Source organism: Methanolobus sp. WCC5 (assembly GCF_045690325.1).
In the GTDB taxonomy this organism is placed as follows: domain Archaea; phylum Halobacteriota; class Methanosarcinia; order Methanosarcinales; family Methanosarcinaceae; genus Methanolobus.
In genome coordinates this window covers 2,417,185-2,437,242 of the sequence record NZ_CP146981.1, presented here as the reverse complement: position 1 = coordinate 2,437,242, position 20,058 = coordinate 2,417,185, and the positions used below count along the sequence as shown (strand labels likewise).

The 20,058-nt window shown below is 42.7% G+C and carries 24 protein-coding genes; 7 read left to right on the top strand and 17 right to left on the bottom strand.

The genetic code is table 11. From position 1 onward, the window contains the following. Window positions 1-34 precede the first annotated feature (34 nt). A complete protein-coding gene (locus V7O64_RS11925) occupies window positions 35-829 on the bottom strand; it encodes a nitrilase-related carbon-nitrogen hydrolase (RefSeq protein WP_407355601.1) in 795 nt (264 codons plus the stop codon). A 185-nt stretch (window positions 830-1,014) separates the two neighbouring features. Next, the gene (locus V7O64_RS11920) at window positions 1,015-1,626 is read right to left on the bottom strand and encodes a hypothetical protein (RefSeq protein WP_407355600.1); all 612 of its coding nucleotides are present in this window, start codon (window positions 1,624-1,626) and stop codon (window positions 1,015-1,017) included. 353 nt (window positions 1,627-1,979) lie between these two features. Between V7O64_RS11920 and V7O64_RS11915 the strand changes: the two genes are divergently transcribed. The 4 genes from V7O64_RS11915 to V7O64_RS11900 all read left to right on the top strand — a co-directional run bounded on the left by V7O64_RS11915 (window position 1,980) and on the right by V7O64_RS11900 (window position 5,003). After that, window positions 1,980-3,014 carry a deoxyhypusine synthase gene (locus tag V7O64_RS11915; protein ID WP_407355599.1) on the top strand — a complete coding sequence of 345 codons (1,035 nt, stop codon included), beginning with the start codon at window positions 1,980-1,982 and terminating at the stop codon, window positions 3,012-3,014. A gap of 144 nt (window positions 3,015-3,158) precedes the next feature. Beyond that, window positions 3,159-3,674 carry an ArsR family transcriptional regulator gene (locus V7O64_RS11910; RefSeq protein ID WP_407355598.1) on the top strand — a complete coding sequence of 172 codons (516 nt, stop codon included), beginning with the start codon at window positions 3,159-3,161 and terminating at the stop codon, window positions 3,672-3,674. Beyond that, the gene (locus V7O64_RS11905) at window positions 3,671-4,459 is read left to right on the top strand and encodes a winged helix-turn-helix transcriptional regulator (protein WP_407355597.1); all 789 of its coding nucleotides are present in this window, start codon (window positions 3,671-3,673) and stop codon (window positions 4,457-4,459) included. The genes V7O64_RS11910 and V7O64_RS11905 overlap by 4 nt, the downstream gene beginning before the upstream one ends. 16 nt (window positions 4,460-4,475) lie before the next feature. Next, on the top strand, window positions 4,476-5,003 hold the full coding sequence (locus V7O64_RS11900; RefSeq protein ID WP_407355596.1) for a metallophosphoesterase: 528 nt from the start codon (window positions 4,476-4,478) through the stop codon (window positions 5,001-5,003). Between the two features lie 22 nt (window positions 5,004-5,025). Here V7O64_RS11900 and V7O64_RS11895 read toward each other — a convergent pair whose 3' ends face one another. From V7O64_RS11895 to V7O64_RS11880, 4 genes are all read right to left on the bottom strand, one after another. Next, window positions 5,026-5,259, bottom strand: coding sequence for a hypothetical protein (locus tag V7O64_RS11895; RefSeq protein WP_407355595.1), 234 nt, complete (start codon window positions 5,257-5,259; stop codon window positions 5,026-5,028). Window positions 5,260-5,362: 103 nt separating this feature from the next. Next, on the bottom strand, window positions 5,363-5,935 hold the full coding sequence (locus tag V7O64_RS11890) for an RPA family protein (RefSeq protein WP_407355594.1): 573 nt from the start codon (window positions 5,933-5,935) through the stop codon (window positions 5,363-5,365). Next, the gene (locus tag V7O64_RS11885) at window positions 5,936-6,865 is read right to left on the bottom strand and encodes a replication factor A (RefSeq protein ID WP_407355593.1); all 930 of its coding nucleotides are present in this window, start codon (window positions 6,863-6,865) and stop codon (window positions 5,936-5,938) included. Between the two features lie 146 nt (window positions 6,866-7,011). After that, window positions 7,012-9,246 carry an amino acid permease gene (locus V7O64_RS11880; RefSeq protein ID WP_407355592.1) on the bottom strand — a complete coding sequence of 745 codons (2,235 nt, stop codon included), beginning with the start codon at window positions 9,244-9,246 and terminating at the stop codon, window positions 7,012-7,014. 326 nt (window positions 9,247-9,572) lie between these two features. On the opposite strand from V7O64_RS11880, the gene V7O64_RS11875 reads away from it, so the two are divergent. Next, complete coding sequence (locus V7O64_RS11875) at window positions 9,573-10,496, top strand: aldolase (protein WP_407355591.1); 924 nt, start codon at window positions 9,573-9,575, stop codon at window positions 10,494-10,496. A 123-nt stretch (window positions 10,497-10,619) separates the two neighbouring features. Here V7O64_RS11875 and V7O64_RS11870 read toward each other — a convergent pair whose 3' ends face one another. The 3 genes from V7O64_RS11870 to V7O64_RS11860 form a co-directional block, all read right to left on the bottom strand. Beyond that, the gene (locus tag V7O64_RS11870) at window positions 10,620-11,207 is read right to left on the bottom strand and encodes a hypothetical protein (RefSeq protein WP_407355590.1); all 588 of its coding nucleotides are present in this window, start codon (window positions 11,205-11,207) and stop codon (window positions 10,620-10,622) included. A 108-nt stretch (window positions 11,208-11,315) separates the two neighbouring features. Next, window positions 11,316-12,191: an RPA family protein gene (locus tag V7O64_RS11865; RefSeq protein WP_407355589.1), complete on the bottom strand. Its 876-nt coding sequence runs from the start codon at window positions 12,189-12,191 to the stop codon at window positions 11,316-11,318. After that, complete coding sequence (locus V7O64_RS11860) at window positions 12,191-13,498, bottom strand: Single-stranded DNA binding protein (RefSeq protein ID WP_407355588.1); 1,308 nt, start codon at window positions 13,496-13,498, stop codon at window positions 12,191-12,193. The genes V7O64_RS11865 and V7O64_RS11860 overlap by 1 nt, the downstream gene beginning before the upstream one ends. A 202-nt stretch (window positions 13,499-13,700) precedes the next feature. Between V7O64_RS11860 and V7O64_RS11855 the strand changes: the two genes are divergently transcribed. Beyond that, window positions 13,701-14,141, top strand: coding sequence for a flavodoxin domain-containing protein (locus V7O64_RS11855; RefSeq protein ID WP_407355587.1), 441 nt, complete (start codon window positions 13,701-13,703; stop codon window positions 14,139-14,141). Between the two features lie 159 nt (window positions 14,142-14,300). Beyond that, a complete protein-coding gene (locus tag V7O64_RS11850) occupies window positions 14,301-14,513 on the top strand; it encodes a histone family protein (RefSeq protein ID WP_407355586.1) in 213 nt (70 codons plus the stop codon). Between the two features lie 40 nt (window positions 14,514-14,553). Here V7O64_RS11850 and V7O64_RS11845 read toward each other — a convergent pair whose 3' ends face one another. The 8 genes from V7O64_RS11845 to rnfD form a co-directional block, all read right to left on the bottom strand. Beyond that, window positions 14,554-15,057: a COG2426 family protein gene (locus tag V7O64_RS11845; RefSeq protein ID WP_407355585.1), complete on the bottom strand. Its 504-nt coding sequence runs from the start codon at window positions 15,055-15,057 to the stop codon at window positions 14,554-14,556. A 2-nt stretch (window positions 15,058-15,059) separates the two neighbouring features. After that, window positions 15,060-16,016, bottom strand: a complete 957-nt coding sequence (locus V7O64_RS11840; RefSeq protein WP_407357342.1) for a replication factor C small subunit — start codon at window positions 16,014-16,016, stop codon at window positions 15,060-15,062. 123 nt (window positions 16,017-16,139) lie between these two features. Next, a complete protein-coding gene (locus V7O64_RS11835) occupies window positions 16,140-16,472 on the bottom strand; it encodes a DUF4870 domain-containing protein (protein ID WP_407355584.1) in 333 nt (110 codons plus the stop codon). A 4-nt stretch (window positions 16,473-16,476) separates the two neighbouring features. Continuing rightward, entirely contained in the window at window positions 16,477-17,277 is an 801-nt protein-coding gene (rnfB, locus tag V7O64_RS11830) for an Rnf electron transport complex subunit RnfB (protein WP_407355583.1), read from the bottom strand. Next, window positions 17,274-17,861 carry an Rnf electron transport complex subunit RnfA gene (rnfA, locus tag V7O64_RS11825; protein ID WP_407355582.1) on the bottom strand — a complete coding sequence of 196 codons (588 nt, stop codon included), beginning with the start codon at window positions 17,859-17,861 and terminating at the stop codon, window positions 17,274-17,276. The genes rnfB and rnfA overlap by 4 nt, the downstream gene beginning before the upstream one ends. Before the next feature lies 1 nt (window position 17,862). Further along, window positions 17,863-18,477, bottom strand: a complete 615-nt coding sequence (gene rnfE / locus V7O64_RS11820; RefSeq protein WP_407355581.1) for an Rnf electron transport complex subunit RnfE — start codon at window positions 18,475-18,477, stop codon at window positions 17,863-17,865. A gap of 7 nt (window positions 18,478-18,484) precedes the next feature. After that, window positions 18,485-19,057, bottom strand: coding sequence for an Rnf electron transport complex subunit RnfG (rnfG, locus tag V7O64_RS11815; protein WP_407355580.1), 573 nt, complete (start codon window positions 19,055-19,057; stop codon window positions 18,485-18,487). Continuing rightward, on the bottom strand, window positions 19,054-20,055 hold the full coding sequence (gene rnfD / locus V7O64_RS11810; protein WP_407357341.1) for an Rnf electron transport complex subunit RnfD: 1,002 nt from the start codon (window positions 20,053-20,055) through the stop codon (window positions 19,054-19,056). Before rnfD ends, rnfG begins: the two co-directional genes overlap by 4 nt. Window positions 20,056-20,058: the final 3 nt, after the last annotated feature.

Genomic DNA, 20,058 nt, shown 5'->3' with positions numbered 1-20,058 from the left:
ATTTATAAAACAGAATTCAATGGGCATCAGTAATTCAATATATGTCTGGCCTTCTGTCTTTGAACACAGGAATGCTCTCCCTTATATCAGAGGTCTTTTCCATTTGAACTGAATGAATAAGTACTACTTCCTTATCCCCTGCCTCTGCCTCCACAACCCCAAGGGCATCGATTATGAGAGATCCTCCGAAGAATGAGGAGGAGGGATCGGAACAATTCCCGACCCTGTTGCAGGCAACATGTGGTATCTGGTTCTCTATTGCCCTGGCCATTGCTAATGATCTCCATATATTTTGCCTTGGAGCAGGGAACTCGGCAATTGTCACAAGGATATCAGAGCCTTGCAGAGCTAGTTTCCTGGCAACTTCCGGAAACCTTATCTCATAACATATCTGAAGACCGATTGTAAGGTCCCTTCTCTTTAACATAATAGGGTAGATTGCATCCCCCGGGGAAAAGTATTGTTTTTCTTTTTTAAAAGGATGCGTCTTTCGGTATGTCCCTACAACCTCTCCATCCTCCATGCAAACCCCAAGATTATAATAAGCGGAGTCAGAAGACATATTTTTTTCAATTATAGAGAAAACAAGTATGCATCCGTGTTTTTTTGAGAAATCCGACATTTTAGCTAATGTGTCACCTTTTAACGACTCAGCAGACCTTTCCATGTTTCCGTAACAGAAACCAGTGGAAAAGACTTCCGGAAATACCAGGAGTTCAGCACCTTTTGACACTGCATCCCCTGCCATGGCAAGGGCTTTTGAGATATTGGCTGCTTTATTGCAATCGATTACATCCATCTGGATGCAGGCTACATTTATGCTATTCATGGCAGATCAGTTAATCCTTCTAAACCTTTCGGACAGATGTGTGGTATTATATCATGCACAGGAGTGTTACAGATATCATCAGGGCCTTTTACATAAAGAATGTTCCAGTATCCCTCTCTGAACACATCCTGCCGCATACAGCAGGTAGTTCTGTCTTCTGTTGGTCATGATGAACCCACATAGCATTATCCAAAGTCTGTTATGGATGTGGATTTGGTCTTAGGCATCAGTCCGCTCAGGTCAGCAGAACTCCTGACTATCTTGATGAATATGCAATTGGAATTCTTAATTATATCCGGATTCACAGCCTTAAGCTCATAGGCAGGCTCTCCCTGAGATATTTTTATCTTAGTGATGCCTGCTGCATATTCTTTTGGATTCTTGTCTGTGATCCTGAGCGCACAGTTTGGTGAGGAAAGATAATCTGCCAGAGTCTTGGCACTGAAACCTATTTTGATGAACTCTTCTTTGAAGATGGGTCTTTCAAGTGTTTTTGACAGGACATAAATAGCTACGGGGATCATAAGAGAGGGTTCAACAGCTCTTATATGTTCACCTATCAATGAATATATATCTTCATTATCACTTCGTTCTGTTTCCAGGATACTGTATACCTTTGAAGGGGGAATCTCAACTTCATTTAAGATCCTGAGGTCCTTGAGTGCTCGCAGGTACCCTGTCATAACAAGGCGATGCTCATCTATTCCCCGATCTTTTAGCTCGCGGGTCACACCACTTATGGAAAGCTGCCTTCCCCTGAGAATTTCATTGATGAGTTGGTGGATATTATCAGACATGTTGACTTTATCATAAGTGATAACAAACCTGATATACTTGACGGTACTTCCCAAAGAAAATCTGAGGAGATATTTTCAGACACAATATAGGTAGATTTAAAAGCAATAATGACGTTATTAGTGTCCCTTACATGCTCACAGAGAACTAAATAATCAATATGAAGAATAATTATCCGGCGTATAAATAAATGACCCCTGTTATCATATCATCGGCATTTCCAACTTTGCTGATAGTATCCTTATGGAGTTTTTAGATACTGGATCCGGAAACCTGGAAATATAGTAATACAACATCAAATATAATATCCTAAGTCAAGCTTAATTTGTCATTTGTACACACCTGGGAGGATAGAATGCAGATACCGATATTCACCAAAAACCCTACACGTCCGGTAGAGATCATGGACAGGTCCGTCAGTGATCTGATGGATGCTATGCAATACACGGGATTTCAGGGAAGGAAACTTGCAGAATCCGTAAAAGCATGGGAAAACATGCTTAAAGAAGAAAATGTAACCATTTTCATGGGACTTAGTGGGGCAATGGTACCAGCCGGCATGAGGAAAACCATTACATACCTGATAGAGAACCGTCTTATAGACTGTCTGGTGAGTACCGGTGCAAATGTATTCCATGACTGTCATGAGGCCCTTGGACTGAAACACTATGTTGGGTCCCATATGGCAAATGATGAGGAGCTTTTTGAACATGGTGTTGACAGGATATATGATGTGTTTGCCTATGAGGAAGAATTCAGGAATACGGATCATTTCATTGCGGAATTTGCAAAAAAGCATGATGGGAAACAGTATTCATCCAGAGAGTTCATTCACCTGCTGGGAAAGGAGATATCAGAGAAAGGCGATAACCAATCCATCATTGCCAGCGCTTACAGGTACAATGTACCCATCTTCATACCTGCTCTTTGTGACAGTTCGATAGGAATCGGCCTCACAATTGCCAGAAGACTTGGATGTAATGTCAATATCGACCAGATAAAAGATGTTGATGAGATAACAAGAATGGTGGAGCTTTCTGAAAAGACGGGTGTGATCTATGTCGGAGGCGGAGTTCCCAAGAACTTCATCCAGCAGACCGAGGTCGTTGCTTCAATTATGGGACATGATGTCGCAGGACATGAATATGCCATCCAGTATACAACTGATGTTCCACATTGGGGAGGACTTTCAGGCTGCACATTCGATGAAGCGGTCTCGTGGGGCAAAATTGCAAAAGAGGCAAAGAAAATTCAGGTATTTGTTGATGCAACTATTGCTCTCCCGATTGTTACCCAGGCATTACATGAAAAAGCCGGTACCATGAAAAGGAAGATACCTTCTTTTAACTGGAATACAGGACAGGTGAAAATCTGTTTCGAAACTTTATGAAACCACAACACATTTATTAAGTTTAACCTCCAATATGATAGGTACTAAAATAGGCAACAAGTGGGCAATAACCCACATGAACAAGGTAAGAAGTTCAATTGTGTCTATTTATACCAGGTCCGTTGATACAAATGAGGTAATTAAATGAGTAAACGAACACGAATTATTAATGACCCTTCCGAACTCGTACCTCTGCTTCAAGTCTTTGGATCCAAGAGACACAAAAAAGTATTTGATTCACTTCTGAACCTATGGATGACAAAGGAAGAACTGGAAGAGCTTTTAGGAACAGATGTAACAAAAAGCATTAATGTGCTCAAAAAAAGCGGTTTGATAGAAAGCCAGTGGCATATGCCGGAACCTGGTAAAACCCCTGAGAAAGAATACCGTTCATCCTATTCTAAGGTTCAGACCAATTTTCAGTGCTCTTTTGAAGATATGAGTGATATTATAATGCTGACCTTCATGCCTTATGAAGAAGTGAAGGATGCTATTGAAGAACTGGAAAGGTTGGTAGAACAGGGCAATGATTCAATGAGCAGCCTCACAAGAGCATTGAACAAGAGTCCATTGTATATCCGTGCAGTTGCCCGCAGGTCTGACAAGCTTTCGGTCATGGGACAGAGACTAAAGACGATAAATGAAGGGGAAGCAGAATGATAGAACTTCTTCACAGCAAAAGTGGTATCACAAAATTCCAGATCCTTATAGAAGTGGCTGCACATCAGCCAAATGTACGACAAAAGGAAATTGCTGAGAAGATAGGAGTTACACCTCAGGCAGTATCCGAATACATAAAAGAACTGGTCGCTGAAGGCTTGATATACTCAGAAGGAAGAGTCAGGTACAGAATCACAAAACAAGGTGTCGAATGGGTACTTGAGAATGCTGCAGACATGAAGAGATACGCACGTTATGTTATGAGTGACATAATAAGCCACGTATCCACCTGGACAGCAATTGCCAGGGAAGACCTTGATGAAGGTAAGGAGGTCTACCTGAGAATGGAGAATGGATTGCTATATGTAAGTACCACCGATGTGACCAACGCAACAGGAACTACCATATCAGAGGCAAAGGAAGGAGAAGATGTCGGAGTTACTGATCTGATGGGCCTTATTGACCTTGAAAATGCAAGCATCACTGTTTGCAGGATACCAAGAGTGGAGCGAGGCGGGTCACGGAATGTTGATGTGGAGCGTTTGAGATCACTTGCAAAATCGAAATCATATATTGCGACAGTTGGTGTCGAGTCCCTGATATCCCTTAAAAGGATAGGACTTGAACCCCATGTGATGTTCGGGGCAAAAGAATCGGTCATAGAGGCTGCTTACCACGGACTGTCTTCACTTGTACTGGCAATCGATGAAGAAGTCCCATCCATATTAAGCAGGCTTGAGACAGAGAATCTTGAATATGAACTTGTAGACCTTAGTATACAATAAAGTGACAGTTGAGCAAATGAAGATTATACTGATATCGGATACACATCTGGAAACTGATACAATACCAGATTATCTTTCGGAGGTCTTTGATGGATATGAGATGATAATCCATGCTGGTGATTTTGATTCACTGTCTTTTTTCAAAGCCCTCGATGCAACGGGAAAGCTTAAAGCTGTACATGGGAATTCAGATGAACCTGCGCTTAAAGCAATACTTCCTGAGAAACTTATATTTGAAGTAGAAGGAGTGAAAATAGGAATAATCCATGAACCTTCACTCTCAATTGTTGACAATACAGCAAGCAGATACATGGCCCTGGAGATGGGTGTCGATGTGCTTGTGTTCGGGCACCTGCACAGACCAATCATAGAAAAAAGCGATGTTATTCTTATTTGTCCGGGTTCACCCACAAAACCGAGAATGTCAGATCCATGTGCCGTTGAACTGGAAATTGAAAAAGGTTTGGTCAGGACAAACATTATACCTATAACAGGACAGTCCTGCGGATATATTGACTTTTCACGCAAGCTTGGTGAAAAGTAAAGTGAAAGTACAAATTCAGAACTTAGTTCTGGCCATTTACAGTTTCTGTCTTAAACATGACACCAGTCCCTTTCAGTGTCATCTGGATCTTATCGGTGAATTGGAGAATATCATCCAGATCGACATTGTTTCCCCAGTCATATACATAGTCATAGTTCCCTTGTACAGGCTTGAAACCAAGGGACATCAGACTTCTGTCAATTTCTGAAGGCATGGCACCATTACTGTTGAACCAGAGTACCAGATATGTTTTCATATAGACACCTATTCCAACTAGGATGATGTTACTTATGCCACTTTTGGTTGAAAAAAAGAAAAAAGGAAAATGTGTACTGAAAAGTACACAAATTATCTCTTATTCATGCCTGGTAAACTTCCTTCAGGGATCTCAATGCCTGGGCAACCATTGAAGAATAATGTCCGGGGTCGGGATCATAATATTCCTTTGCCCTCCGGGAATCTCCAGAGGTACTATCAAGGCCATGAATCCTGTCCAGAGTGCACTTTGCAGTTTCAATTACCCAAAGATCCCTTGTCTGTCCGTCTACTATATGGATTGACTCCGGACGTACCGAAGTAAGTACGTCACCTTCACCGGTAGTATACGTACTGGGTTTGCCGACTACCGCTACAAATGCCGGTGTTTCACATTCGGCAAGTACCTGGGCAGCTTCGGGCTGATACTGGCCGGCATATATCAGGAAAGAACCTGTTGGGTCCGTGACACGACCACGCCAGTACTCTGAATCAGTACCTATATCTTCTTTCTCTATCAGTGTCCCGACGATGAATACGCGATTTACCTTTGCACCTGTCGGTGTTAGCAGATACTGAGGAGCATACTGGTCATCCCCATCCTTGAACGTCAGATTTGATTCCCTGAATTCCTGGGCAAACACTCTTCTTGCAACCTCTCTTGAATAACCGGCCATTCAGAACACCTCGGCAGAAGCTATCAGTTCATCCAGTTCGGACTGTTCATAGGAGAACACCGGGCTTATGCTATCTGCAAGCAAATATCTGTCCACTCGGGACCCGGTTACAAGATAGTACTTTCCCACTAGCTGGGTCTTCATTTGCTCAAGTACAACTCCCTGATCAAGAGCGTCTGCAGCCATAGCAATAGCTTTCTCAAGTGTGAGGCCGGTTATCTCTTCAACCAGATCCTTCTTCAGTATTGCATCCTGCACAACTGCACCATCATCTATGACAGCTTTTATACGGAGGTCATAGACACCTTCCACCTTACCATGCTCCATGCAGGCACCTTTGGTCAGTGCACGATTACAATGAGGACATCGTTTTATCAGACCGGATCCTGCCTGTATATCCACCATTGCACCTCTGAACTCCAATGTTGCTGTCCCTACTTCAATGTCCTCATCAATCGATTCTATTGAACTGCTCTTATTCACATTCAGCTCGAATTTACCATTCCACTCATTTACAACCACACTCCTGAAAAGGTAACTTCTGCCTTCCTCTACAAGCGGAGCTCCGGCACTTTCCCATACAATGAACTTAAGGGTTCCGCCCTCGTCCCCCATAAGACCTACCTGGGATATGGACTCATGCGTGTTGTCCCACAACTGGACAACTTTACCCCTTATATTCAACCATTTCCCATCTTCTGTTATGTCTGAAATCTTTGCGAGTGGTGATTCGGACTGACCGGTATAAAATTCACCTCTGTTGAGGTTATGCAATTTCAAAAAGTAGTTAACAACGCTTCTGCGTGCTTCTTCCTTTGGTACCTTGAACTTGTTGATCATTTTGTCAAGGCGTTCTTCTATCTCCCCTATTGGGATCTCCACTCCAAGCTCATTGAACCTGGCACTGATTTCCTGTGCTAATTGACTCATATTTAATTCCTCAAGCCTCTTGTTTGTTTCTCTCTGGAGAGGCAATATAGACTAGGCATTCGTAGTATATAATATAGCCCCAAGCACGGTGAAAGTATTAAGCTGTGTCTGAAGGAAAAACGGACACAACATAACGAATTAATAGATCAGTCATTCCTTGCCCTTCGAACCCGGAGCTTAAGCTTTTTTACTTTTTTCATGAAAATATTATTCAGTCTTTCAGAGGAAAATGGCTTGTGCTTCTTGATAATTAAGACAGGACCTTTGTAGCCCTTAGCCAGCACATAAGGAAGGTTGCCTATCAAAGAGAATTTGAACCTTTTGCTGGAATCGCCTATTATCAAAAGATCAGCCTCTTCAAGGAAAGAAAATATTGCACTTTCTGCGGAAGAACTTTCAACCAGATGGACATTAATGCCAAAGACAGAGGTATCATTTTTAATTTCTTCAAGTTCCTGCCAAAGAGAGGCTTTTGTATCATCATCAACATCTGGTTTGATTACATGCAGTACATGCATTTTTACACCCGTGCTTTTTGACAGCCTCTTGGCAAGGTGAAGGCCATATAATGAGTTAGCTTTGCCATTATAAGCAACTACTATGCGTCCGATCTTGTCGGGAAGATATCCATTAAGCACAATTATATTATTCTTTGCAGATGCCAGAACCTTGTCCGCAACTGTCCCTATAGTCGGATGGAATCGATTTACCTCGTGCCAGCCTATAATTATGAAATCCACATCACCCATCTCTGCCTGCTCCATAATGGAATTGGTGATGCTGTGATCAAAGGCTATTATATACTCCCTTTCATGGCCCACTACTATAGGGAACTGTTCAAACTTATCCCTGAGTATCCCGTCAACAGCCATCCTTTTTTCATGGAATGCCTCTCTTGCATCTGACAGTCCCGTCTGCTGTGGAACCTTGATCACATTAAGACCTGTTATCTGATCACCAAGATTGTCTGCAAGGTAGAGCAAATCAGTTTCATGCCGGGGATTGGCAATGGGAACAAGTATCTTGATCTTTGAGCTATCTTTCAGAGGAGCTGGATGAATATTGTTCTCAAGCACATCGAAAATATCATACTTCGGGAAAGCTTTCTTTCTCCCATAGAACTGATACCAGGACAGGCCTATAACAATGACAAACATCGAGAATACCATTGACAGTGTTCCCATTGAAGGCAACAAAGCCAGACAGAAAACGATACCAAATATCTGGGTAACCGGGAAGAAAGGATCACGGAAAACGGGTTTATATTCTTCAAGGGACCTATGCCTCAGGATTATGACCGATGCATTGATCAGAATGAATATCAGCAAATTGAAGGTACCTCCAAGCTTTGCCAATTGCTCCACATTGAATAAAAACAAAAGCAAGAGCATTACAAAACCGGTAACGACAATGGCATTATACGGAGTATCATGTTTTTCATGTATCCGGACAAACCATTTTGGTATGAGGGCATCCCTGCCCATTGCAAAAGGAAAACGTGATGATGAGAGAATGGCTGCATTAGCGGTTGACAAGGTAGCAAGTAACCCTGCAATTACTATCATCAGTTTACCGAAATCCCCTGCCATAATAACGGAAACATCTACAAGAGGGGTGAACGTATTGAGGGATTCCTCAAGCGTTAAAGTACCACTTACAACCACCATTACCCCCACGTAAATAAGAGTTACAACACCCACTGAAGCGATCATAGCCCTTGGAAGATTTTTAGACGGATCCTTTACTTCCTCGGATATAGCTGCCAGTTGTGTGATCCCAAGATATGAGATAAAAATAAGCCCTGTCGTGGCAAATATGGAACTGTATCCAAATGGCATGAAAGGAGTGAATTTATTGGTCTGGAACATGAATGACCCTTTAATTATGAACACTGCAAGGATCAGTAGAAGGAAGATAACAATCAGGTTCTGAAGAGAACCACTGCTTCTGGCACCGCGATAATTGATAAACAATAAAAGCAGCCCTGTTACAACTGCAGTGAGCATTATAGGGATTGGTATCAGTACGAACAGATAATCTGCAAGGCCGATCAATGCAAAAGAACCTTTAAACACCAGCGCAAGCCATGCACCCAGACCTATAACTGCACCAAATGCCGCACCCATTGCCCTGCTGATGAAATAATAACTGCCACCTGCTTTAGGCATCCCTGTGGCAAGTTCAGCCATACTGATGGCAGTTGCCATGGAGATGATGCCACCCAGAAGAAAAGAGAGAATTGCTGCCGGGCCAGCTGCAGATATAGCAAGCGCGGGCAATACGAATATACCTGCACCTATCATAGTGCCCGTACCTATAGCAAATGTCTGAAAGAAGCCCAGACTGCGCCCAAGACTTTCTTTGGTTCTGATCGTACCCATTGAATACCTCACATCGAATAAAACGAATGCATATGATTTCAGGAATGAATTTTATATTTTATGTTTGACCTATTGATGATTATAGTTAACAGCACATGATATAGATAACAGTTCAGTTTGTTAGGTAAGTGGTCAAATAAGTATAAAAAAGTCACTATTATATATGTTAACATCACATGAGCTGTTTCTTCTTCATCCTAAAAAGACCTTTTAATCCTTTTCTCGCACAATCTTTAAAATAGAAAAACATGATTAATGATACTTACACAATAACAAAATATAACAAACAAAAAATGACCAGAATGGTTCATGTTCAAGTGATAAGAATGCCCTTTATAAAAGAAGAAGACATAAAAGTCCCATTGGATGTGCCACACGAAGCACGTGAGACATACATACGCAATTACATGGAAATCACCCATAATACCGGTAAACTGATGCTTTTTGCAGGTGACCAGAAGGTAGAACACCTTAATGATGATTTTTTCGGTGAAGGCGTACCTGCAGATGACAATGACCCGGAGCATCTGTTCAGAATAGCTGCAAACTCCAGGATAGGGGTCTTTGCCACACAACTGGGTCTCATTGCCAGATATGGCATGGATTACCCGGAAGTACCATATCTTGTGAAGGTAAACTCCAAATCACATCTTGTAAAGACAAAGCAGGACGATCCCTTCAGCACACAGTGGTATGATATGGAACAGATTGCCAGGTTCCGGGATAACAGTGGTCTTAATATACTTGGTATCGGCTACACGATCTATCTTGGCAGTAAATACGAAGCAGAGATGCTCTACCAGGCCGCGCAGCTGATCTATGAAGCTCATCAGTACGGATTGCTGACAGTACTCTGGATCTACCCCCGGGGAACGGCTGTGGACAATGAAAAGGACCCCCATCTTATTGCAGGTGCCACGGGTGTGGGGGCATGTCTTAACTCAGACTTTGTGAAGGTAAACTATCCAAAGGCCGAAGGAATGAAGACCGAGGAAGCATTCAAGGAAGCAGTGCTTGCTGCCGGAAGAACAAAGGTGGTTTGTGCAGGAGGGTCAAGTGATGATCCAGAAGCCTTCCTTAAAAAGCTTCATGCCCAGATCCATGTAAGTGGTGCATATGGCAATGCAACGGGAAGGAACATACATCAGAAAACCCTCGATGAAGCGGTCAGGATGTGCAATGCCATCTATGCTATCACCGTGGAAGATGCATCTGTGGAAGATGCCCTGAGAATATACAAAGGAGAATGATACATCCATACAGAAGCATGCCATGTGCATGCCTCTCCTTTTTTCATTTCTGCCGTCCACGGGTTTGTTCAGGAGATTTCCTTTTTAAAAAAAGAAGAATGTAAGGGACGAACAGTACAGGCCTTATTCACATGAACAATCGAAGTCAAAACCCAGCAGGAATGTACCTGTGCCATGGAGATTCTCAAGTCCCATTTTCTCCTTAAGGTACTCATCGGTTGGCGGAGAAGGAGATGCTAACACTACATTGCACACATTGTCCACACATTCCACATCCTTACAGGGCTTTGGAGGCAATACAACAATCAACGGATTGGTCTTGACATCCATCTTTTTAAGGACACTGGTATCGTATATAACAATATTACCTATCACGAGTTTATCCTTGCAGGTTTTTATCTCTTCAAGTTTTGCCTGGTCATCAAGATCCTGTCCAACTACACAATCGTTGTGCATAAGGATGACATTCGGACCCTCCGGCCAGGAGTAATCCATATTTGTAGTAAAAGCAAATATAACATCATTTTTAAGGACTGCTTTGACACCTTTGTTATCGCCTCTGCCAAGACCCATGAGTGTCATTTCATCCGCCTTTTTTTCAAGTTCCTTGATAATCTCCCTGTCCTCTTCATTCAGTAAGAGCGTATTTCCTACACCCTTCATCTGAATGATACTGTTTTTTACATTTTCTATGATTTCATCATGTGCCATGAGCACCACTCCTTAAGTATACAGCTGATGTATTGATTTACTTATCAGGTCTAATATTTTTGCATATATAAGTATGTCGCATGCAAAGAAGCATTCTCTAAACCGGCCCTAACGAATAAGCCTGAAGAAACCTGCTCTGGGCTCATAGATATATCCTTTGGCAAGCAGGGACTTCAGAGTGGAGTCTGCAACCTTTTCAGGGATATTTTCTGAAACTGTTCTTCTCACATATTCCTGATGAGCAAAACCACTACCATCATCCAGATTTTCAAGCAAAGACAGGACAATGTGCTCATAATCAGGAACATCCTCCTCTCCGCCGGAAGACCGGATTGAGCAAAGTGCTTTTTTTACATCCTGTTTTAATGAATCGTAATATTCACTGTCCAGGTGATAATAGTCCAGTGAGAGGCATATCCCACCTGCAATGGACTCCGGTATACCGCATGAAAGTATCCTGTCCATTGGTTTTCCATCTCCTTTGTCTGAAGAGAAGAACGTATCAAATACTTGCAGACGCCCTAAGGTCATTTCCGCGGTGTCAACTGTCCACCTGTCGCGCACAGATTCGTCCACATAATTGATCTCCTCCAGACGCAGGGATACATAAACAGAACCATCGCCCGGTTCATATGAACGGACTTTCCCAAGGGCCATTACATAAGAAGGGACCTTTACGTTTGCAAGGAACAATGATGCTTCAGGCTGGTAGCTGCCTGCGTAGACCGTAAATGCCCCGGTAGGATCAGAGACGCGGGCCCTCCATAATTCTTTATCTCCGCCTTTCTGATCAACAAGCCTGTCGGTTTCCGTGATCACCCCTACAACAAATATCCTGTTGACCTTCAACCCTGTAGGACTTATCAGGAAATTGGGGGAATACACTTCCTGGACTCCCTGAGCAGTCGAATTCGAATGCAGGTTAAAACGGGAATCGTTGAACTCCCGTGCAAACATCCTGTATGCAACTTCTCTTTCAACCATCAGTCATCACACCTGTCACCGATTTTTTCCAGTAATTGGTCAATACGTTCGCTTATATCATCCTCAGGCACCCATGCCGACCTGGCCACAAGTGAAACACCAAACTCATTCTTAGAGGAATTCCCACGGGCTGCAAGATACTTACCTGTCAATATCCTTTTCATGTCTTCCAGTACAGCATCTGCAGACAGGGATTCCCGGGACATTTTTTCCGCATCATGCATGCTTTTTCCATATATAGCTTCAGAAAGTTCACGATTTAGCATCAGATGAACCGCCCCCGTCCCATCATCAAGAATAGCTTTTATGCGCATATCCATGAGGCAGTCCACATCACCATGGGACCTGCAGTTCGATCTTTGAGTTACACGGTTGCATATCGGACATCTTTCGATGAGACCCGAACCCGGCCTGACAGAAATGATGTTCCCTTTGACGGTTATGTCGAACATGCCCTCTTTTTCAAGGATCTTCTCAATAGACATGGGAGAAGATGCCCTATTCACCGATTCCATGGTAAAGGGCATATCTTCCGGGCACTCAAGTTTTTCAATAGATGTCTTTTCATTGAAATTTATGGAAGGTAAACCTCTAAACACCCTTAAAGAGGCATCCTCAAAGTGAATATAATCACCTATGTCATGAGTTCCCAACGGGATCCATGATGTGAATGGAAGTTTTGCAGTCTCATCGGCAACCACACCTTCTACCACAGTTACCTCCTCACCTTTTAGAATAATCTCCCGATGATACATCTCTACAATTATCACCACGGAGCTAACCAGCACATCGGCAGGAACGATCTCCCCCAGTTTTTTTTCATTGGCATGTGACATCTGTCCGATACCCGGGAAGTCAGCATCCTTAAGAGGGATTATTGTTGACCTTTTACCAAAATAAAGCTCAGGCCTGTTATTCCAGAGACGAATGTATGCGTTCTTTATCCTGATGGCATCACCGGAGTTTAAACGCAGGTCATCCCAGCATGTAAAAGAGCATATACCGGTATCATCACCAAAGGTCCCGGAAAAAATAGTCTTCTGCTCCCCCTGGATAGATACTGTTTTTTCCATTATGTCAATAATACGACCTGATATCTCTATCCCGTTAAGTCCCGGAGACAGATCTTTTATCTTCACGGAATCCGATGAGCAGAGAGCATACTTATTTTTCAGGATCCTTTTTGCTTCTTCAAGAGGGACACGATATCTGAGTAGTTTGTCCAGTTCTCTGCTTATCTCTTCCTTGCTTATGTTTCCAAGCGCCATGGTTAATTCATCAATATGTGGCGCGATCCTATCGTCCATATGAGGTCTCCGTAATTTGAAGTGTAATATTGTATTTGCTGATAGGCAATAAAGATAACCTTACCCATGACTCTGATATTGCTCTGCATTATCCGGAAATGTTTATCAACAATCAAACATCATATTCTTTAGACCATTTCATATGCCTGTTCAGGTCTATGATGATGGCCGACACACAGATAGATTTAAGGGAGCAGGGAAAATGCCAAAGATCGCAATAGTATATCTCAGTACGCAGGGAAGCACAAAAATGATGGCTGAAGCTATAGCAGAGGGTGCACGTGAAAAACATGTAGATGTTGATATCAACAATTTCTATGAATGGGATCCTGCCGATGTTGCAAAATATGATGCCATTTGTATAGGATCATCCACATTCTACTATACAATGCTTGAGCCGATTGCCAGGTTCATAGATAAGCTCATCGATGTCGGTATCGAAGGGAAGACAGGTGCAGCCTTTGGCTCATACGGCTGGAGTGGTGAGGCCCCGGTGCAGATTGCTCAGAAAATGAGAGACGCTGGTGTGGATGTTATCGACCCGGTCCTGAGAATACAGTATATACCAAATGAAAAGGACCTTGCGGAATGCATCAGGCTCGGAAAAGACCTGGCCATCAAGGTCAAAAAGAAGAAAAAGTGATAGGTCTTAAAAGACCTCTAAAAGCAAACATTCCCGGATAATACAAAACGGATTCATATAAAGAGGAATATTTGTTACAAAACTATATATAGATTATTTTGCTAATTGATAGATGAAACTCAATTAGAAATATAATCAAAGACATATAAGAGGATATTTATGACAATAATACCATTTGCACCTATTGAGAGAGTAATCAGGAATGCAGGAGCACAAAGAGTAAGTGAATCAGCAGGAATGGAACTTACCGAGATCCTGGAAGAATACGGACTGGAAATATCCAGGGAAGCTATCAAGCTGGCAGAACATGCCGGACGCAAGACCGTAAAAGCTGAAGACATTAAACTTGCAAAGAACATGCTGGGCAAGTAACGCCCTTTATCCTTTTTAAGATTGCCTGATCTGTTCAGTATCACAGAATATCAAGGATGCTTATTCCTGTCAGGGTGACAGCACTTACAATGATCCCTGCTATCAGTACTCCTGCAAGTATCGCCAGGAGAGCATGCCTGAACTGTATACCAAAAACAAAAGCTGCCGCACATCCGGTCCATGCACCTGTAACAGGGAGTGGAACGGCCACAAAGAGTGTTAAAGCAAAAGTACCATATCTTTCAAACCTCGCGGAATGGTTGCGATGAGTTCTGCCGAAAAGCCATGAAAAGAACTTGTCAAAAAATGCGTAACGCCTGAGATATTTTGAAACCGGTTCAAGATAAAGCAGCAGAGGGATCACCGGCAGCATGTTACCTATAACTGCAAAGAGATACGCAGCTGCAGGGTGCATACCATAGATACCTAAGGCAATGGGTATGGCACCCCTTAGCTCAAATACAGGCATTGCCCCTATTACCATAGTTGCAAACCAGTGAGGTACCGAAGAAAGTGCCTTCACTACCATTAATTCAAGGCTCAATGTCATTCCTTTCCTGATAGTGCAAAGTGTGCCAGGAGAGACTCCAGCTGAATTCTTTCATTAGCGCCTTCCGTTAGCCTGAAATCGACCTCCCCTATGATATCTATGAGTTCGACCATTCTTTTTTCAGGGATTTTTATATCAAACATTGCCCGGTATATCTGGCCCACAACATCCTCTCCTGAAAGGCCCTGTTCAAGAAGAAGAATATCAAGATGCTTTCTGGCAGTGCTGAAGTTACCATCCAGGGCTGTTTCTATGAGTTCGCGAACCTGTTCAGGGCGGGCTGTTGCAGTTATCTTGTATATGGCATCCTTGTGGATCGTATCTGCAATGAGAGCTGCAGCCTGAAGTGCATTTATTGCCTTTCTCATATCCCCCTGGGCAACATACTTGATGGCATCAACACCATCTTCTGCGATGTCCAGACCCTCGTTCTTTGCTACAAAAAGAACACGTTGTGCAACAGACTCGTCAGAAAGCGGACGGAACCTGTAAACCGCACACCTTGACTGGATAGGTTCGATTATCTTAGAGGAATAATTGCATGAGAGGATGAAACGGCAGTTGTTGGTATAACGTTCCATGGTACGCCTGAGTGCTGACTGGGCATCTGATGTCAGGGCATCGGCCTCATCCAGGAAGATTATCTTAAAATCAGCACCACCTATGGGAGTTGTTTTTGCAAAGTTCTTTATCTTGGTCCTCACAACATCTATGCCCCTCTCATCGGAAGCATTGAGCTCCGTGAAATTCTCACGCCACGAATCTCCAAAAAGCTCCCGTGCAATAGACACGGATGTTGCAGTTTTCCCAACACCCGGAGGACCTGAAAAAAGAAGATGAGGAAGGTTCCTCGATTTTATATACGATTTTAACCTTTCTACAGTCTCTTTCTGGCCGACCACATCATCGAGCTTAAAGGGCCTATACTTTTCAATCCAGATCTCTTCTTTTATTTCAAACCCTCCGCATAACAATAAGCATTCCTGCAATAATAGGAAGATGTAGCTTTTTAACCTTTCGTATATAAAAAAAAACAAGGCAGGATGAATGCCTAAAAGGCATCGCCTGCATATTTATTACTGGTCGATCATCCTGTAAGCATAAGATCCTATTACAGGAACTTTTAGCAGGATACCCCTGTATGCTATAATTGCAAAAACAGGTACTAGAAAAAGCGAAAAGAACCCAAGGAAATCAGCCAGTATCCATCCTATGTAAGGTATCCATGCGATCACCAGGACCACTATGGAAAGAGGAAGGAATATCATCAATGACTGCATTGCATGGAACCTGACAAACCTGTTATCAGGCTCTATGAGCAGGATGATTATACCCGTGATCCAGAAACCTACATAGCTTAGCGCTGCCACGATGTTCTCATCCAGGCCTAATTTTGTCTTATATGTCATATGATCACCTGATAGCAATTGTATTCTGCGGACACTTTTCCACACATATTCCACAAGCAGTGCATTTCTCCTGGTCGATGTCAGCAAGGAAGTTAGTAATCGTTATAGCGTTCTCCGGACAGTTCTTCTCGCAGATCTTACAACCTATACAGCCAACAGTACAGGATTCCTTTACAGCTTTGCCTTTGTCATGTGACATACAGAGCACGTGCACCCTTTCAGACTCCTTTGCAAACACCAGTATATCATTGGGACAGGAAGAAATACACAGTCCGCAACTTGTACACAGGTTCCTGTTCACATGTGGAAGGCGATCCTCACCTATTGTAAGGGCATCAAAGGGACATGCACGTACACAGGTGCCTCTGCCCATACAACCGTAATTACAGCCTTTTTCTCCATCCGAGAGCATCATAACAGCATTGCAGTCCTCAAAACCTATGTAATCAAAACGGTCAACACAATTCACACCACCGTTGCAAAGCACAAAAGGATACTCCTTTTCACTTTCCGATACATTCTGTCCCAACAGTCCTCCAATTTCCCTGGCAACCTCAAAGCCTCCCACAGGACAACCATCAATAGGAGCGTCCTCATTAACCACACCCTCTGCAAAACCAGAACATCCTGGATAACCACAAGCTCCGCAGTTGGCTCCCGGAAGGATACTTATGATCTCTTCAACAAGGGGATCAGTTTCAACCTTGAATTTCTTTGATGCTACAACAAGCATGATACCAACGACCAATCCAAGTCCTCCAAGGATTGCCATTGCTTCTATCAGTATAGTGCTGTATTCGCTCATATAGGAATCACCCAGAAGTAATTAACAAACGCCAGGGAAAGCAATGTTGCTATGAAGAATCCCAAAGGAAGGCCCTTTATTGCTGAAGGAACGTTCAGTATGGCCGAGCGCTCCCGTATAGCAGACATCAAGAGCATTACAATCATAAATCCTATACCTGCTGAAGCACCAAAAACAACAGTCTGTGCAAAGTTGTAAGTTGAGTTAACACTAAGCAACACAACACCTAAAACAGCACAATTTGTTGTAATCAATGGAAGGTAAATACCAAGGGAGCGATAAAGAGATGGTATGTTTTTCCTTACAACGAATTCTACCAGCTGTACAAGTGATGCAATTACAACAATAAAACTTATTACATCCAGGAATTCCATTCCCGTAGGGACTAATACATATGTATATACTAAATACGTTACAAACGATGCCAAGGTCATTACAAAGATCACGGCAGCAGATATTCCGGCTGCACTCTTGACATCCTTTGTTACGCCCATGAAGGGACAAAGACCAAGGAACTGTATAAGAATGAAGTTCTTGATGAAGACCCCATCCATGAAAATAGCAAATAATTCTTTTTCAACCATTTTAACCACCTCTTGCTCTCTTCTTTGCTCTCTGGTAGTTCACTATAGCCATTAAGATACCAATGGTCAGGAAGGCACCTGGTGGCAATATCATTGTTGTGATAGAGGGATCTATCGGCATGATGAACAAAGTATGACCAAATGTAACTATCTGACCTGTTCCAAACAATTCCCTTATTCCACCAATTAGGACCAGGACAAGCAGGAAACCAGTAGATATACCTAAGCCATCTATGAAAGAATAAAACACATTGTTCCTGCTCGCATATGCCTCTGCACGACCGATGATTATACAGTTAACCACGATAAGCGGGATGAAAACACCTAAAGCCGCATACATCGGAGGGAAATAGGCCTGCATTATCATCTTGACAATGGATACGAATGTAGCTATGATGATAATGAACATTGGGAGTCTCACTGTTGCAGGAATCTGTTTTCTGAGGGAAGAGATAAACACATTAGAACATATAAGCACAAATGCAGTAGCTGCAGACATACCTATTGCGTTTTCCACCGATGTGGTCACTGCCAGTGTGGGACAGAGGCCCAGAACAAGTCCAAAGATCGGATTATCTCTTGTAATACCACGAATATACTCACTTAAAGGATCCATAAAATCACTACTCCTCTTCCACTCTTACTTCACGTATTTTGGCATTCAGAGCATCTACTACTGCATTTGAGGACACTGTTGCCCCAGTTATTGCATCAATTGATCCTCCGGAACTGGTGAGCGCAAGTGATTCAATTGGCACGTCCTTGAACTGATTTCTGAATTGTGGTTCTTCTATCCTTGAACCCAGACCAGGTGTTTCTTCATGGCTTAGGACATTCATTCCTTTAAGAGTGGTAAATGAAGAGTCCGTGCCGCCTGCAACAAGAATTTGGCCACCATATCCTGGATACCGATTAAAGAAAGCATAACCAATGATATTTCCGGTATTGTCCGTTACACGATAGTAATGCACTTCTCTTTCACCATCCTGATCAATGCTGTCTCCTTCCACAGGCTCGAAATTAATATTGTCTTCCGGGAAAAGGTCACTTAGTATTTCCTGTTTAGCCAGTTCTTCGTTGAGTTTTATCTGTGCAGATGTGGGAACATAAGTGATACCCAGTAGTATTGCCGCAACAACAGCCACAATGACCAGTTTTCCTATTACTGACAGGGTTTCCTTGTTCGATTCGGTCATTTGATCACCTCGACTTTTAGTGATTCAGGTACTTTTGCTTTAATACGACCATAGATCTTCTCGATAAAAGACGCATTCCCATAAGATGCCGGTCTTGTATTCATTTCTATGAAGGATGATACACAGCTTGCCAGAAAGATACCATACAATGTTCCTTCAACGTAATTACCAAAGTAACCGTATATGAAAACAAGCAGACCACAAAGCACCCCGTATATAAGGCGTCCGTTCTTTGTAACAGGTGTTGTGGGCGTATCTGTTGCCAGGAAAATGATTCCAAAGAATAGTACACCCACCATTGCATAAGGTAGTTCAGGACTAATGCTCAGGAAAGCAAATAACTGTGACAGATACATCAAAGGATTCAGGACACCATGCTGTATAAGACCATATACTCCTGAAAGGAATAACAATGTTTGAGGTATCAGGACTATCGTAGCAAAGAAAGAAACAGGGATTCTCCATTCGATATATCTTTTGTGTATCAGATATAACCCAGCAATTAACGCGATCGGTGAAACATCAACAAGCATGCCTGCACCACTCTCAAGAATGAGATCGGATAATTGAGCTGTGTTAGGAAATGATAAAGCGGTCATGTGAGTAGCCCATGCACTTCTCATGAAGATCCAGGACACCAGTACCGGACTGAATATGTATGAACCAATTCCACCAAAAACATGTTTCCCAAAGGCTATGGCAAAGAACCCACCAAAGACAGGTATCCACAATGGAGCTTCCGGAGGGATGAGCAATGCCAGCATCAGACCTATCAAAGCTGCATGACCATCACCAATAGTTACCTTCTGCTTGAAGATCTTCTGTATTGCAAGTTCAGTAATAACGGCTGCCAGAACTGTTATGATTATGAGTTGTATAGCCGGGACACCGAAGAAGTATATGGCTACAAGACATAAAGGTATCAGAGCAATTATCTTACTCATATTCAATTTCTGTATGTCAATTCTTTCTTTTTTATGAGGGGGAGCTGAAATCACATA